The sequence below is a fragment of the Caballeronia jiangsuensis genome, assembly GCF_046030135.1.
GTDB classification, from domain to species: Bacteria; Pseudomonadota; Gammaproteobacteria; order Burkholderiales; family Burkholderiaceae; genus Caballeronia; species Caballeronia jiangsuensis.
On record NZ_JAQQDB010000017.1, the window covers coordinates 167,998 to 182,924 of the forward strand.

A 14,927-nucleotide genomic window follows, 5' to 3' on the forward strand; every position below is an offset into this window, starting at 1 on the left:
AACCGACATGAACGACGACAACATCCTCGCACTCGAGAACGTCAGCAAGTTTTTCGGCAAGGTGATCGCGCTCAACGGCGTCACGTTGCGGCTCAAACGCGGCGAAGTGCATTGCCTGCTCGGCGATAACGGCGCGGGCAAGTCCACACTCATCAAGACGCTGGCAGGCGTCCATACGCCCTCCTCCGGCGATTATCTGGTCGATGGCAAGCCGGTCCATTTCGATTCGCCGAAGGAAGCACTCGATCTCGGCATCGCGACCGTGTATCAGGATCTCGCGCTCGTGCCGCTTCTTTCCGTCGCGCGCAATTTCTTCATGGGACGCGAGCCGCAGAAGAAACGCTTCGGCATGTTCAACGTGATGGACCTCGATCTCGCCGCCGAAACCTCGCGCGCCAAGCTCGCGGAAATGGGCATCAACGTGCGCGATCCGCATCAGCCTATCGGCACGATGTCGGGCGGCGAGAAGCAATGTCTCGCGATCGCGCGTGCGATCCACTTCGGCGCACGCGTGCTGATCCTGGACGAACCGACCGCCGCGCTCGGCGTGAAGCAGAGCTTCAACGTGCTGAAGCTGATTCACAAGGCGCGCGAGAAAGGCATCTCGGTGATCTTCATCACGCACAACGTGCATCACGCGTATCCGATCGGCGATTCGTTCACGCTGCTCAATCGCGGCCGCTCGATGGGCACCTATACGAAGGACACCATCAGCAAGAACGAAGTGCTCGACATGATGGCGGGCGGCGCCGAAATGCAGCAGATGATGACCGAACTCGAAGGCGCGACGATCTGAGGACATGGAAGCCATGCCAACACAAAATACTTCTCGCTTCGCGCCGGATCGCACGCGCGATATCGTGTGCCTCGGGCGCCTTGCCGTCGATCTCTATGCGCAGCAGGTCGGCGCGCGTCTCGAAGACGTATCGACGTTCGCGAAATATCTCGGCGGCTCGTCCGCGAACATCGCGTTCGGCTGCGCGCGGCTCGGTCTCGATTCGTCGATGCTCGCGCGCGTCGGCAACGATCACATGGGGCGCTTTCTCACCGAGACGCTCGAACGCGAAGGCTGCGACGTGAGCCATGTGCGCATCGATCGTGAACGGCTCACCGCGCTCGTGCTGCTCGGCCTCGAAGACCGCGACACATTCCCGCTCGTGTTCTATCGCGAGAACTGCGCGGACATGGCCGTCGATGAAGCCGACTTCGATGAAGCGTATATCGCGTCGTCGAAGGCGCTGCTCATCACGGGCACGCACTTCTCCACCGAACAGGTGAACCGCACGAGCCGCCGCGCGCTCGAATATGCGCGCCGCAACGACGTGCGCACGATTCTCGACATCGACTACCGGCCGGTGCTGTGGGGCCTCACGGGCAAGGCCGATGGCGAGACGCGCTTCATCGCGAATGAAAGCGTCACCGCGCATTTGCAGCGCATCCTGCCGCTGATCGATCTCGTGATCGGCACGGAAGAAGAGTTTCGCATCGCGGGCGGCAAGGACCGTCTGACCGATGCGCTCGCGATGGTCCGCAGCGTCACGAGCGCGACCCTCGTCGTGAAGCGCGGGCCGCTCGGCTGCTCGATCATCGAGGGCGACGTACCCGCTTCCATCGACGATGCGCCGATACACGGCGGCGTCGAAGTCGAAGTGCTCAACGTGCTCGGCGCGGGCGATGCGTTCGCGTCCGGCTTCCTCTCGGGCTGGCTGCGCGACGAGCCGCTCGAGGCCTGCGCGCGAACGGCCAATGCATGCGGCGCGCTCGTCGTGTCGCGTCACGGCTGCGCACCCGCGATGCCTACGCCCGCCGAACTCGACTACTTCCTCGCCGCGGCCAAGGACGATCCCGTGCGCATGCGCCGACCCGACCGCGATGCGACCTTGGCGCGGCTGCATCGCGTGAGCCCGAAGCGCAGGCAATGGGATGAAGTGCTCGGCTTCGCGTTCGATCATCGCAACCAGTTCTTCGATCTCGCGCAGCAGACGGGCGCGAGCGAAACGCGCATTGCAACATTGAAGAACCTGTTCGTCGATGCCGTCGCGCAGACGGAAAAGGAACTCGGACTCGAAGGGCGCATCGGCGTTCTGATCGACGATCGCTACGGCCAGGATGCGCTGAACGCGGCGACCGGGCGCGGCTGGTGGGTCGGACGTCCCGTCGAATTGCCGGGTTCGATGCCGCTCGTGTTCGATCACGGCCGCTCGATCGGCACGACGCTCGTTCAATGGCCGCGCGAGCAGGTCGCGAAGTGTCTCGTGCAATATCACCCCGATCATCCGCATGACGTGCGGCTCGAACAGGAAGCACAGATACGCGCGCTCTACGATGCCGTGCAGGAAAGCGGCAACGAACTGCTGCTCGAAGTGATCGTGCCGAAGAACGGTCCGCCCGTGGAAGACGACACCGTGTATCGCGCGTTGAAGCGTCTCTATAACCTCGGCATCTACCCCGAATGGTGGAAGCTCGAACCGATGAGCGCGAAGCAGTGGCAGGCGATCGATGCGCTCATCGCCGAACGCGATCCGTATTGCCGGGGCGTCGTGCTGCTCGGGCTCTCGGCGGCTGTCGATCAGTTGCGCGATGGCTTCAGGGCGGCGGCATCGTCGAAGACCTGCAAGGGCTTCACCGTCGGACGCACGATCTTTCATGAGCCGAGCCATGCGTGGCTCGCGAACGAGATCGACGACCGCGAATTGATCGCGCGTGTGCGCCGCACGTTCGAAACGCTGATCGGCGCTTGGCGCGATGCGCGTGCGGCGTCGCATGTCGAAGACCATCGGATCAAACAGGAGCAAGCCGCATGAACCAGCGTGCTACGCAAACTGAAACTGCCGTGAACTCCACCATTCGACTGACCGCCGCGCAGGCCGTCGTGCGCTATCTCGCGGCGCTTCGCACCGAACATGGCGAAGCGCTTTTCGGCGGCGTGTTCGCGATCTTCGGGCACGGCAATGTCGCGGGCATCGGCGAGGCGCTGTATCGGCATCGCGATGAATTGCCGACGTACCGCGCGCACAACGAGCAGGCGATGGCGCATAGCGCGATCGCCTATGCGAAGGCGCATATGCGACGCCGCATGATGGCGGTGACGACGTCCATCGGACCGGGCGCGACCAATCTCGTGACGGCCGCCGCGCTCGCTCATGTGAACCGGCTGCCGGTTCTTCTGCTGCCCGGCGATATCTTCGTGTCGCGCGCGCCGGATCCGGTGCTCCAGCAGGTCGAGGACGGTCATGATGGCGGCGTGTCCGCGAACGATGCATTGAAAGCGGTGTCGCGATACTTCGATCGCATCGTGCATCCCGCGCAGTTGCTGAGCGCATTGCCGCGCGCGATTCGCGTGCTCACCGATGCGGCGCTGTGCGGCCCGGTCACGCTCGCGCTGCCGCAGGACGTGCAGGCGATGGCGTATGACTACCCTGCTTCGTTCTTCGAGCCGCCCGTGGTCGAGTTTCATGCGCCCGCGCCAATTCCGCGCGAGATCGAACGTGCCGCCGCGATGTTGCGTGAAGCACGTGAACCGATGATCGTATCGGGCGGCGGCGTGCTCTACGGACTCGCGACCGATGCCTTGCGCGCGTTCGCGCACAAGCACGGCGTTCCGGTCGCGGAAACGCAGGCGGGCAAAGGCGCGCTCGCTTGGGACGATGCGTTGAATGCGGGCGGCATCGGCGTGACGGGTGGGTCGGCGGCGAACGAACTCGCGCATGCGAGCGATTGCGTGCTCGCCGTCGGCACGCGCCTGCAGGACTTCACGACCGGATCGAACACGCTCTTTACGCAAGCGCGGCTCGTCGCGATCAATGCGAATCCGTTCGATGCGCTGAAGCAAAACGCTGTCGCCGTGCAGGCGGATGCGCGCGTCGCGCTCGATGCGCTGTCGGCCGCGCTGGGCGACTGGCGCGCATCGCCGCAATGGACGACGCGCGCGCACCGGCTCGCGAACGAATGGCGCGAGACCGTCGCGCATGTGACGAACATGCCTGTCGCGGATGGCTCGTTGCCGCGTGAAGCCGATGTCATCGGCGCGGTGCAGCGCTCGGACGATGAATCGCCTGCGAACGACATCGTCGTGTGTGCGGCCGGCACTTTGCCTGCGGATTTGCAGAAGCTCTGGCGCACCGGTAAGCCGGGCGGCTATCACGTCGAATACGGTTATTCGTGCATGGGCTATGAAATAGCGGGCGGCCTGGGCGTGAAGCTCGCGCGGCCGGAGCGCGAGGTGATCGTGATCGTCGGCGACGGCAGCTATCTGATGATGAATAGCGAACTCGCCAGTTCCGTGATGCTCGGCGCGAAGTTGATTGTGGTGCTGCTCGACAATCGCGGGTTCGGTTGCATCAATCGATTGCAGCAGGCTTGCGGGGGGGCGCCGTTCAACAATCTTATCGATGATTGCAAGCAAGGCGCGCTCGGGGCGCCGGAGATCGATTTTGCGATGCATGCGCGGGCGCTTGGGGCATTGTCGGAGCAGGTGGCTGGTATCGATGAACTGCAAGCGGCGATGAAGCGCGCGCGGGCGGCGGATCGAAGTTATCTCATTTCTATCGATACCGATCCGGCTCGGCCTACCGAGGAAGGGGGCTGGTGGTGGGAAGTCGCCGTGCCCGAGGTTTCTGATCGCGCTGCGGTCGTCGTTGCTCGGGAGGGGTATGAGCGGGCGGTCAAAGCTCGGGGGTTTTAGGGGGGGGTTTTGTCGTGGAATCCTGTTTTCGTGGTGGTCTATTAGCACTGCCCCTCCCCGGGGCGGGGGTCACTTTCTTTGCTGCTGCAAAGAAAGTAACCAAAGAAAGCAGCTCGCTTAAGCCCGCGGTCACACGCACGTTAGCCATGCTTGCCAGCCGCCAATGGCACTCGCCTAAGTGTCGCCCTCATAGGCCCTATCGGGCTTGGATCGCGCACGGTCTGACAAGCTAGTTGTTTTAGGGCGCTGGTTCAGCACCAGATAGTTTCGGCACAGCGCTACGCGCTGCCGCCGGGGATGCAAGGGAAACCAACAGAGCGCATGTGCTGTGCATGAGATGGCGGCTTTAGCAAGAAGGTCTGCGCCGACCCGATTGACCCATCGGCCGCGAAGCGGGCCGGAGCTATTTGGCGCTGAACCAGCGCGCTTAAACATTTGGTGCGGCAGACCGTGCGCGGTCCAAGCCCGGCGAGTTTTGTGGGGGCACTCGCTACTGCCGGGCCATTCAGCCAATCGCCTGTGCCGCGGCCGGTGTGAAGTGCTTAGGCTGGGGATAGCTGTTTCTTTGGTTACTTTCTTTGCAGCAGCAAAGAAAGTGACTGCCGCCCCGCACAGGGGCAACGCTAATAAACCAAAAAGAAATCGGGATCCGGCGAAACAAAACGCGAAGCACCATCAAAACCACAAGGACAAAACCATGGCATTAAACGTCCGCATCGGCATCAACCCCCTGTCGTGGATGAACGACGACTTGCCATCGCTCGGCGGCGAGACCCCACTGTCCACCGCCCTGACCGAAGGCAAAAAAATCGGCTACGAGGGATTCGAGCTAGGCAACAAGTTCCCCCGCGAACCGCAGGCGCTCAAATCGCTGCTAGCCCAATACGATCTCGCGCTCGTGTCCGGCTGGTACTCCGGCAGGCTCGCGGAGCGCAGCGCGCAAGAGGAAATCGAAGCCGTCGGCCCGCATCTCGATCTGCTCGCGAAGAACGGCGCGACCGTGATGGTCTACGGCGAGGTAGCGCATTCGATCCAGGGCGCGCCGCGGCCGCTCTATCAACGTCCGCGCTTCTTCTCCGATGCGCAGTGGAACGATTACGCCGAGCGCCTGAACCGCTTCGCCGAATTCACGCTCACGCGCGGCGTGCGCGTCGCCTATCATCATCACATGGGCGCGTATGTCGAAACGCCCGCGGATGTCGATCGCCTCATGGACCTGACAAACGATGCAGTCGGTCTGCTGTTCGACGCGGGGCACATCACGTTCGCGGGCGGCGATGCCCTGAGCGTGCTGCAAAAGCACATCGCCCGCGTGTGTCATGTGCATTGCAAGGACGTGCGGCCGGACATCGTGAAGCTCGCGCGCAATCGCAACTGGAGTTTTCTCGATGCGGTCATCAACGGTGCGTTCTCCGTGCCCGGCGATGGCTGCGTGGACTATCCGGGCATCATCGCGTGTCTCGCGAAACATGATTACGACGGCTGGCTCGTCGTCGAAGCGGAACAGGATCCGGTGATCGCGCCGAGCTATGCCTATGCCGACAAGGGCTATCGCACGCTGCGCGCGCTCGTCGATGGAACATTCAAGGAGGCAGCATGAGCCTGCTGGTCAAAGCATCGCGCGAAGGACAAACCATCGCGCGCGTCACGCCCGATTCCGCGGGCTGGAAGCATGTCGGATTCGCGGCGTATCGCCTGAACGCGGGCGATGTCGTGCATGTGTACGACGCCGATCGCGAGAGCTGCATCGTCGTGCTGACGGGCACCGTGAGCGTCGAGGCGGGAGACGAGCATTATCAGTCGATCGGCTCGCGCGACAGCGTGTTCGAGGACGCCGCGCCGTATGCGGTCTATGTGCCGCCCAAGCTCGCGGCGATCGTGCGTGCGGAGCGCGATGCGGAAATCGGCGTCGCGAGCGCACCCGCCAAGGGCGATCTTCCACCGCGGCTGATCGAGCCATCGCAGATGAAGCGCTCGACGCGCGGCAGGAACGCCAATACGCGCTACGTATGCGACATTCTTCCGCAAACGGAAGCGGCCGAGTCCTTGCTCGTGGTCGAAGTGCGCACGCCGGGCGGGCACGCATCGAGCTATCCGCCGCACAAGCACGATCAGGACAATGTGCCCGTCGAGAGTTCGCTCGAAGAGACGTACTATCATCGGCTGAATCCGCCGCAAGGGTTTGCGTTTCAGCGCGTCTATACCGACGAGCGCGACCTCGACGAAACGATGGCCGTCGAGAATCACGATGTCGTGATGGTGCCGCGTGGGTATCATCCGGTCGTCGTGCCTTATGGCTATGACAACTACTATCTCAACGTGATGGCGGGAAGCAAGCGCACGTGGCACTTCAAGAACGATCCGAAGCATGAGTGGATCGTGGAGAGGGATAGCAAGGCTTCGAGCTAGGCGATGGCGTTGGACGCGGGACGGGTTTTTTGCCGGATCCCGTTTTCGCGTCGGTCTATTAGCACTGCCCCTCCCCGGGGCGGGGGTCACTTTCTTTGCTGCTGCAAAGAAAGTAACCAAAGAAAGCAGCTTCTCACCGCCCGCGGTCACACGCACGTTAGCCATGCTTGCCAGCGGCCGGTGGCACTCGCCTAAGTGTCGCCCTCGAAGTACTTACCGGACTTGGCTCGCGCACGGTCTGCCGCACCAAATGTTTAAGCGCGCTGGTTCAGCACCAAATAGCTTCGGCACTGCGCTACGCGCTGCCGTTGGGTATGCGAGGGAAACCAACGAAGAAGAAGCACGCGCACCCGACTGACCCATCGGCCGCGAAGCGGGCCGGAGCTATTTGGTGCTGAACCAGCGCGCTCAGAGTTATGGCTTGTCAGACCGTGCGCGGTCCAGGCCCTTATCTGCTTGTGAGGGCACTCGCTACTGCCGGGCCATTCAGCCAATCGCCTGTGCCGCGGCCGGTGCGAAGTGCTTAGGCTGGGGATAGCTGTTTCTTTGGTTACTTTCTTTGCAGCAGCAAAGAAAGTGACCCCCGCCCCGGGGAGGGGCAGTGCTAATAAACCAACACGAATACGGGATCCGGCGAAAAACCGAAGCACGTCAAGCAACCACGCTCTACCCTATCGAAACCCAATCCCGCATGACATGCTCGCTCTCCGCGAGCACCTCGATCGCGCCATCGAACTGAATCGCCCCATGCCCCATCACCGCGACGCGCGCGCCGAGCATCCTCGCGATCGTCAATCGCTCTTCGATCAGCAGCATCGCGACCCCGCGTTCGCGCAACATCGCAAGGCATCCGGCCACTTGCGCGAGCACTTGCGGCGCGAGCCCTTCGCCGGGTTCGTCGATGACGACGAGCGACGGATCGCCCGTCAACGTGCGTGCGAGCGCAAGCATTTGCTGTTCGCCGCCCGATAGCGCCCCCGCTTTCACCGACGAGCGTTCTTCAAGCACAGGAAACAACCGATACGCATCGCTCAGCGAAAAGCGCGTGCCTTTCCTCTCGCCGAGCAACAGGTTTTCGCGCACGGTGAGCGCGGGAAACACGTCACGCGTTTCGGGCACGTAACCGATCCCGAGCCGCGCGATTCGATGCGGCCTCAAACCGACGAGTTGAACATCGCGATAACGCATGTCGCCCGCGCATCGCACGAGTCCCATGATGGCCTTCGCAAGCGTCGAACGTCCCGAGCCGTTGCGGCCGACGAGCGCGACCACTTCCCCTTCGCCGATGCACAGATTCACGCCGTGCAGCACCTGCGCCGCGCCATACCACGCGCGCAAATTGTCGATGCGCAATGGCGCGTTCATGTTGCGACTCCGCCGAGATACGCTTCCCGCACATCACGATTCGCACGGATCGCGGCAGGCGTGCCGGTCGCGATCACGCGTCCTTGCACGAGCACCGAGATGCGATCCGCGAGACTGAACACGGCATCCATGTCGTGCTCGATCACGAGCAACGTGCGCCCTTGCGTCGTCGCGCGGATCAACGCGAGCGCGCGCGTCGCCTCCGCGCGATTCATGCCGGCGGTGGGTTCGTCGAGCAAGATGAGCGGCGCGTCGGTTGCGAGCGCGATGCCGAGATCGAGCGCGCGTTGCTCCGCGTAAGTAAGCCGCGCGGCGAGTTCGTACGCGCGTTCGGCAAGACCGATAGCATCGAGCATCGCGTGTGCGCGCGCATCGATTTTTCGCGAAGGCAGCCATCGGTCGATAAAGCGCGATGACGACGCGCCCAGCGCCGCGCAACGCAGATTGTCGAGCACGGACAATCCACCGAACACGCTCGTCGTCTGGAAGCTGCGCGCAAGCGTTCGGGAGACACGCTGCGGCGGCTTGCCCGTGATGTCGATTCCTTTCGCGACGATGCGCCCGTCGTCGGGTCGCGCACGTCCCGAGATCAGATCGAAGAGCGTGGACTTGCCCGCACCGTTCGGTCCGATGAGCGCATGCCGCTCGCCGTGCGCGATGTGCAGATCGACGCCGCGCAACACACGCGTCGCGCCGAAGCGTTTGGTCACGCCGTGCAGTTCGAGCGCGGCGTTCATCGCGCGGCCCTCGTGCGTCGCGCGAGCCAGAGGCCCAGCAAGGCGCACGGCAATGCGATGAGCCACGCACGCACGTCGATTCGTCCCGCGTAGAGCGCTTCGACCGGCACGACGACCGCAACGCCCCAGACCATCGCGCCGAGCGCGCCGAAGCACAGCGACCGCGCATCGCGCCGGAGCAGACCGGCCACGCCCTCCGGCGCTGCGATCACGACCCACACGAAGAAGAGCCCGAGATACATCGGCCACGCAGCGCTCACGCTCGCCACCGCGACGCTGAAGAACGTCAGCAGCACCGCGCCGATCACCGGCCCGAAGAACGCGCCCGTTCCGCCGATCACCGTCGCGACGAGCACGCTCGTCGAGCGCGCGAGGCCCACGCCTTCCGACGACACCAGCTCGACGTTGATCAACGACAGCACGCCCGCGATACCCGCGAAGAACGCCGACCCGACAAGCATCGTGAAGCGCACCCGCGCCGGCGCGAAACCGATCGCGGCCGCGCGCGCGGGGTTGTCGCGCACGGCGTTGGCGAGGCGGCACATCGGCGTGCGCGAAAACGCGAACATCGCGAGCGCCGCGACCACGCACCAGCACGCGATCAGCGCGTAGGCTTCGCGCAGCGGTCCGAAGCTCCACGCGAAGAACGACGGCCCGCTCGCGCGATCGATCGTCACGCCGCCCTCGCCGCCGAACCATCCGGGCACGAGCCACACGCACGCGGCGACGAGTTCGCCGATGCCAAGCGTGATCATCGCGAAAGCCGTGCCTGCGCGCTGCGTCGAGATCGCGCCGAACACGATGGCGACGAGCATCGCCGCGCATCCGCCGATGACCGGCAAGAGCGGCAGCGGCACGCCGTAGCGATTGAACACATGCGCGGCGGCGAACGCGCCGAGCCCCGAATACACGGCGTGGCCGAACGACAGCAGGCCAGTATCGCCGAGCAGCAGGTTGTACGAGAGCGCGAAGACGATGAGCGTCGCGGTCTGCGCGAAATACGCGAGCAGCCAGGATTGATCGAAGAAGAGCGGCAGCGCGAGCGCCAGGACAAGGGCGAGCGCGAGAAACCTAGGCATCGTGCGTACGCTCGCCGAAGAGTCCGCGCGGCCGCGCGGCGAGCATCGCGACGAGCACGAGATAAGGCAGCACGGGCGCGAGCTGCGCGACCGTCAACGCGCTCCATGCGGGCGGAAGCGTCACGCCGAGCGATGCGGCGATGCTGCCCGCCGACGCGCTCGCGCCCACCGCGAAGGTCTGCACGCAGCCGATCAGCAGCGACGCGACGAGCGCGCCGCCGAGCGACCCGAGCCCGCCGATCACGACGACGACGAACACGATCGGGCCCATCGCATCGGCCATCGCCGGCTCGATGACGGCGAGCGGCGCGCCGATCACGCCGCCGAGCGCGGCGAGCGCGGTGCCGATGGCGAAGACCATCGTGAACACGCGCGGCACGTCGTGGCCGAGCGTTTCGACCGTGGCGGGATGCGTGAGCGCAGCACGCACGACGAGGCCCGTCTTCGAGATGCGCAAGACGAGCCAGAGCGCGCCGAGCATCAGCACGGCGATCGACATCATGAACACGCGATAGCGCGCGAAAGATGCGTCGTAGAGCGTGAAAAGCGGACCGTCGAGCACGGGAGGAATCGCCGCGGGCAACGGCCCGAGCCCCCACGCGAGCTTGACGCCCTCGCCAATCACGATGGCCGCGCCGAACGTGAGCAGCATTTGCCCGAGCGCGCCGCGCGCATGCACGCGTCTCAGCAACAGCCGTTCGAACAGCGCGCCCGCCATGCCGACAACGATCGGCGCGACGATCAACCCGAACCAGAATCCGCCATACGCGGCGAGCGCCTGCCCGACATACGCGCCGAGCATATAGAAACTCGCGTGCGCGAAGTTGAGCACGCCGAGCATCGAAAAAATCAGCGTCAGGCCCGCCGACAACATGAAGAGCAGCAAGCCCACGCTCACGCCGTTGAGCAGACTCACGCAGAACCACTGAAGCAAGACGCGACCCTCAGCCGGTGATGAGCGGCTTCAGCGCATCGACGAGCGGCGCGGGCAGCGGCACCGGCCTGCGCATCACGCGATCCACATAGACATGCACGAAATGTCCTTGCGCCGCGGCGACGTCCGAGCCTTGCGTGAAGATCGCCACTTCGTAGCGCACGCTCGTGTTGCCGAGCTTCTCGACGCGCAAGCCCGCCTCGATCGGCTCGGGAAACACGACCGGCGCGAAGAAGTTGCAGCGCGTCTCGACGACGAGGCCGATGGTCTCGCCCTCGCTGAAATCGAGCACGCCCGCGCGCAGCAGATACTCGTTCACGACCGTGTCGAAGTAGCTGTAATAGACGACGTTGTTGATATGTCCGTAGACGTCGTTGTCCGACCAGCGCGTGCTGATCGCGAGAAAGTGCGCGTAGTCCGCGCGCGTGGTCGGAACCGGCTTGCTCATCGCTTAGAGAGACTCCGTCAGCATGCGTCGATAATCGTCGGCGCTCGCCTCGCGCGGATTCGTCTTGTGGCAATGATCGGCGAGCGCGCCCTTCACCACCTTGTCGAACATGCTTTCTTCGACGCCCATCTGCGAAAGGCGCGTCGGCAGGCCGAGGCGCGCGGTCATGTCGTGAACCGCCTGCGCGACATCGGCGTTCTCCGCGAGGTTCATCACGCGGCGCATGCGCGCGAAACGCCGGTCCGCGACAACCGTCGGCGCGCTCTCGTTGAAGCGCAGCACCGCGGGCAACACCACCGCGTTCAGCGTGCCGTGATGCAGCGACGTGCGCCCGTTCACCGCGAGCCCGCCCAGCGGATGCGACAGCGAATGCACGCAGCCCAGGCCCTTTTGAAACGCCATCGCGCCCTGCATCGATGCGGACATCATGTTCAGGCGCGCGTCGCGGTCCTGGCCGTCGCGCGTCGCGCGCTCGATATTGGCCCACGCGCGTTCGAGCCCGTCGAGCGCGATGCCGTCGGCGGGCGGATTGAATGCGGGCGCGAGAAACGTTTCGATGCAATGCGCGATCGCGTCCATGCCCGTTGCGGCCGTAAGCGACGGCGGCAGGCCGAGCGTCAGCGACGGATCGCAGATCGCGGATTTCGGCAGCAGATGCCAGGAATGGAAGCCGAGCTTGCGCCCGTCTTCGAGGATGATGATCGCGCCGCGCGCCACTTCGCTGCCCGTGCCCGCCGTGGTCGGCACTGCGATCAGCGGCGCGGACCGCTCGGTGATCTTGCCGCTGCCGCCTTCGATCGTCGCGAAGGTCGTCAGGGGCGCGTCGTGCGTCGCCGCGATCGCGACGCCCTTCGCCAGATCGATCGACGAGCCGCCGCCCACCGCGATCAGCCCGTCGCACCCTTCGCGCCGGTATTGCTCCGCGGCGCGCATGACCATCGCTTCGGTCGGATTCGAAGGCGTATCGTCGAAGATCGGCAACGCGCCCAGCTTCGCGCTTTCGATCACGCGATCGGCGAGTCCCGCCGCCGCGACGCCTTTATCGGTGATGACGAGCGGACGCTTCACGCCGATACGCGCGCATTCGCTTTCCAGCGACTGCAGCGCGTCGTAGCCGAGATGGATATGAGTCAGGTAGAAGATATAGGCCATTGCGCGGGAACCGGTGAGGAATGTGCGGGCATGTTGGAGCGCTGCGACGCGCGTGTCAATCGGGGTTAGGTCGACGCGGCCAGCGTGCGCACGTCATCGACGAAGCGTTCGACGGTTTCGCGCTGCGTGTCCCATGCGCACATCAGGCGGCAGCCGCCGGAACCGATGAACTGATAGAAGCGCCAGCCCTTCGCACGCAGCGCGGTGGCGACGTGCGTCGGCAGTTCCGCGAACACCGCGTTCGATTCGGGCTTGAAGAGCAGGCTCACGCCGGGAATCTCGACGAGGCGCTCGGCCATCAGTTGCGCCATCGCATTCGCATGACGCGCGTTGCGCAGCCACACGTCGTCATCGAGCAGGCCGAGCCACGGTGCGGAGATGAAGCGCATCTTCGATGCGAGTTGTCCCGCCTGCTTGAGGCGATACGCGAAATCGGCGGCGAGCGCCTTGTCGAAGAACACGACCGCTTCGCCCACCGGCAAACCGTTCTTCGTGCCGCCGAAGCACAACACGTCGACACCCGCGCGCCACGTGATCTCCGACGGATGCACGCCGAGCGTCGCGACCGCGTTGGCGAAACGCGCGCCGTCCATGTGCACTTTCAGATGACGGCGCTTGGCGATCGCGGCGATCGCGCGGATTTCCTCGACCGTGTACACGGTACCGACTTCCGTCGCCTGCGTGAGCGCGACGACCTTCGGCTTCGGATAGTGGATGTCCGCGCGTTTCGTGACGAGTTCCTCGATTGCATCGGGCGTGAGCTTGCCGTTCTCGCCGCGTGCGGTGAGCAGCTTCGAGCCGCCCGAGAAGAACTCGGGGCCGCCGCATTCATCGGTTTCGATATGCGCGAGCTCGTGGCAGATCACCGAGTGATACGACTGACACAGCGAAGCGAGCGCGAGCGAATTCGCCGCGGTGCCGTTGAATACGAAGAAGACTTCGCAATCGGTCTGGAAGAGATCGCGGATGCGGTCGCAGACTTGCGTGGTCCACGAATCGTCGCCGTAGGCGGGTTCGTGGCCGCTCGTGTTGGAATTAATGAGCGCCTGCAGCGCTTCGGGGCAGATGCCTGCGTAATTGTCGGAGGCGAAGTGCTGGATCGGGTCCGTGGACGCTGTCATGGGATCGCTGTGATGGCCTTGTCGGAACGAGGCGCGCGCAACGCGTGGCGTCGCGCGGCCGGCAATCCGGCCATTCTAGCGGCTCGGATCGGCGCGCGCCGTGGCGCCGATCCGGGCGATGCTTGTTTGCTGTCTTACTTGGTCTTACTTGGCGTCCGTCCCGCTCGCCGCGTTGGCTTGTTGCGCCTTCTTGTCCTTCTTGCTGGCTTCGTGATGGCCGATCGCGCAGCCACCGACCGCGCCCGCCGTGCCGTGCTTGCCCGCGACGTGTCCCGCCACGCCGCCGACCGCCGCGCCTTCGACGCAGCCCTTCGCTTGTGCCGCCCCGGTGGCGGCGAGCATGGCGGATGTCAGTGCGATCAATGCGATTTTGCGACTCATGGTGCTTCTCCCTCTTCTCGTTGAACGTGATGGGAGCGTTGCATGTGATGTGCCTGACAGGCTGTAAGTGTTGATGGGGGGGGTTTGGAGGGGCGGGTTGCTTGGGTTGTCGCCGGATCCCGGGTTCTTTTTGGTCTATTAGCTCTGCCCCTGTGCGGGGCGGCAGTCACTTTCTTTGCTGCTGCAAAGAAAGTAACCAAAGAAAGCAGCTTCTCATCGCCCGCGGTCACACGCACGTTGGCCATGCTTGCCAGCCGCAAGTGGCACTCGCCTAAGTGTCGCCCTCGAAGGCCCAATCGGGCTTGGCTCGCGCACGGTCTGCCGCACCAAATGTTTCAGGGCGCTGGTTCAGCACGAAATAGCTTCGGCACAGCGCTACGCGCTGCCGTTGGGTATGCAAGGGAAACCGTCGAAGAAGAAGCGCAAGCGGACCCGATTGACCCATCGGCCGCGAAGCGGGTCGGAGCCATTTGGCGCTGAACCAGTGACGCAAGCGATGCGATGTGGCAGACCGTGCGCGAGCCAAGCCCGGTTAGTCCTGTGGGGGCGACACTTAGGCGAGGGCCACCGCGGGCTGGCAAGCATGGCCAAACTGCGTGTGACCGCGGGCTTGAACG

13 protein-coding genes are annotated in these 14,927 nt (G+C 64.4%); 5 read left to right on the top strand and 8 right to left on the bottom strand.

Features of this window, described 5'->3' with window-relative positions:
* Positions 1-7: 7 nt before the first annotated feature.
* The 5 genes from PQR08_RS19930 to iolB all read left to right on the top strand — a co-directional run bounded on the left by PQR08_RS19930 (position 8) and on the right by iolB (position 7,093).
* On the top strand, positions 8-796 hold the full coding sequence (locus PQR08_RS19930) for an ATP-binding cassette domain-containing protein (protein WP_035509225.1): 789 nt from the start codon (positions 8-10) through the stop codon (positions 794-796).
* Between the two features lie 13 nt (positions 797-809).
* Positions 810-2,804, top strand: coding sequence for a bifunctional 5-dehydro-2-deoxygluconokinase/5-dehydro-2-deoxyphosphogluconate aldolase (locus tag PQR08_RS19935; RefSeq protein WP_250483831.1), 1,995 nt, complete (start codon positions 810-812; stop codon positions 2,802-2,804).
* Positions 2,801-4,684, top strand: coding sequence for a 3D-(3,5/4)-trihydroxycyclohexane-1,2-dione acylhydrolase (decyclizing) (iolD, locus tag PQR08_RS19940; RefSeq protein ID WP_250483832.1), 1,884 nt, complete (start codon positions 2,801-2,803; stop codon positions 4,682-4,684). The genes PQR08_RS19935 and iolD overlap by 4 nt, the downstream gene beginning before the upstream one ends.
* A 697-nt stretch (positions 4,685-5,381) precedes the next feature.
* Complete coding sequence (gene iolE / locus PQR08_RS19945) at positions 5,382-6,284, top strand: myo-inosose-2 dehydratase (protein ID WP_408162170.1); 903 nt, start codon at positions 5,382-5,384, stop codon at positions 6,282-6,284.
* Positions 6,281-7,093 (top strand): 5-deoxy-glucuronate isomerase, encoded by an 813-nt coding sequence (iolB, locus tag PQR08_RS19950; RefSeq protein WP_187605659.1) that lies wholly within the window; start codon positions 6,281-6,283, stop codon positions 7,091-7,093. Before iolE ends, iolB begins: the two co-directional genes overlap by 4 nt.
* A gap of 666 nt (positions 7,094-7,759) precedes the next feature.
* Here the strand turns inward: iolB and PQR08_RS19955 are convergent.
* From PQR08_RS19955 to PQR08_RS19990, 8 genes are all read right to left on the bottom strand, one after another.
* Positions 7,760-8,458 carry an ABC transporter ATP-binding protein gene (locus tag PQR08_RS19955; RefSeq protein ID WP_408162172.1) on the bottom strand — a complete coding sequence of 233 codons (699 nt, stop codon included), beginning with the start codon at positions 8,456-8,458 and terminating at the stop codon, positions 7,760-7,762.
* Positions 8,455-9,195, bottom strand: a complete 741-nt coding sequence (locus PQR08_RS19960; RefSeq protein WP_408162174.1) for an ABC transporter ATP-binding protein — start codon at positions 9,193-9,195, stop codon at positions 8,455-8,457. Before PQR08_RS19960 ends, PQR08_RS19955 begins: the two co-directional genes overlap by 4 nt.
* A complete protein-coding gene (locus PQR08_RS19965) occupies positions 9,192-10,274 on the bottom strand; it encodes a branched-chain amino acid ABC transporter permease (RefSeq protein ID WP_408162176.1) in 1,083 nt (360 codons plus the stop codon). Before PQR08_RS19965 ends, PQR08_RS19960 begins: the two co-directional genes overlap by 4 nt.
* Positions 10,267-11,148 carry a branched-chain amino acid ABC transporter permease gene (locus PQR08_RS19970; protein WP_408162182.1) on the bottom strand — a complete coding sequence of 294 codons (882 nt, stop codon included), beginning with the start codon at positions 11,146-11,148 and terminating at the stop codon, positions 10,267-10,269. Before PQR08_RS19970 ends, PQR08_RS19965 begins: the two co-directional genes overlap by 8 nt.
* A gap of 70 nt (positions 11,149-11,218) precedes the next feature.
* Positions 11,219-11,656: an acyl-CoA thioesterase gene (locus PQR08_RS19975; protein ID WP_408162177.1), complete on the bottom strand. Its 438-nt coding sequence runs from the start codon at positions 11,654-11,656 to the stop codon at positions 11,219-11,221.
* Positions 11,657-11,659: 3 nt separating this feature from the next.
* Positions 11,660-12,808, bottom strand: coding sequence for a 4-hydroxybutyrate dehydrogenase (gene gbd, locus PQR08_RS19980; protein WP_408162179.1), 1,149 nt, complete (start codon positions 12,806-12,808; stop codon positions 11,660-11,662).
* Positions 12,809-12,873: 65 nt separating this feature from the next.
* Positions 12,874-13,908 (bottom strand): threonine aldolase family protein, encoded by a 1,035-nt coding sequence (locus tag PQR08_RS19985; RefSeq protein ID WP_408162184.1) that lies wholly within the window; start codon positions 13,906-13,908, stop codon positions 12,874-12,876.
* A gap of 165 nt (positions 13,909-14,073) precedes the next feature.
* A complete protein-coding gene (locus tag PQR08_RS19990) occupies positions 14,074-14,310 on the bottom strand; it encodes a hypothetical protein (RefSeq protein ID WP_187605665.1) in 237 nt (78 codons plus the stop codon).
* Positions 14,311-14,927: the final 617 nt, after the last annotated feature.

Coding starts and splice junctions, on each gene's coding strand:
- PQR08_RS19930 (WP_035509225.1), top strand. CDS start 8: ATGAACGACGACAACATCCTCGCACTCGAGAACGTCAGCAAGTTTTTC.
- PQR08_RS19935 (WP_250483831.1), top strand. CDS start 810: ATGCCAACACAAAATACTTCTCGCTTCGCGCCGGATCGCACGCGCGAT.
- iolD (WP_250483832.1), top strand. CDS start 2,801: ATGAACCAGCGTGCTACGCAAACTGAAACTGCCGTGAACTCCACCATT.
- iolE (WP_408162170.1), top strand. CDS start 5,382: ATGGCATTAAACGTCCGCATCGGCATCAACCCCCTGTCGTGGATGAAC.
- iolB (WP_187605659.1), top strand. CDS start 6,281: ATGAGCCTGCTGGTCAAAGCATCGCGCGAAGGACAAACCATCGCGCGC.
- PQR08_RS19955 (WP_408162172.1), bottom strand. CDS start 8,458: ATGAACGCGCCATTGCGCATCGACAATTTGCGCGCGTGGTATGGCGCG.
- PQR08_RS19960 (WP_408162174.1), bottom strand. CDS start 9,195: ATGAACGCCGCGCTCGAACTGCACGGCGTGACCAAACGCTTCGGCGCG.
- PQR08_RS19965 (WP_408162176.1), bottom strand. CDS start 10,274: ATGCCTAGGTTTCTCGCGCTCGCCCTTGTCCTGGCGCTCGCGCTGCCG.
- PQR08_RS19970 (WP_408162182.1), bottom strand. CDS start 11,148: ATGTTGTCGGCGGGCCTGACGCTGATTTTTTCGATGCTCGGCGTGCTC.
- PQR08_RS19975 (WP_408162177.1), bottom strand. CDS start 11,656: ATGAGCAAGCCGGTTCCGACCACGCGCGCGGACTACGCGCACTTTCTC.
- gbd (WP_408162179.1), bottom strand. CDS start 12,808: ATGGCCTATATCTTCTACCTGACTCATATCCATCTCGGCTACGACGCG.
- PQR08_RS19990 (WP_187605665.1), bottom strand. CDS start 14,310: ATGAGTCGCAAAATCGCATTGATCGCACTGACATCCGCCATGCTCGCC.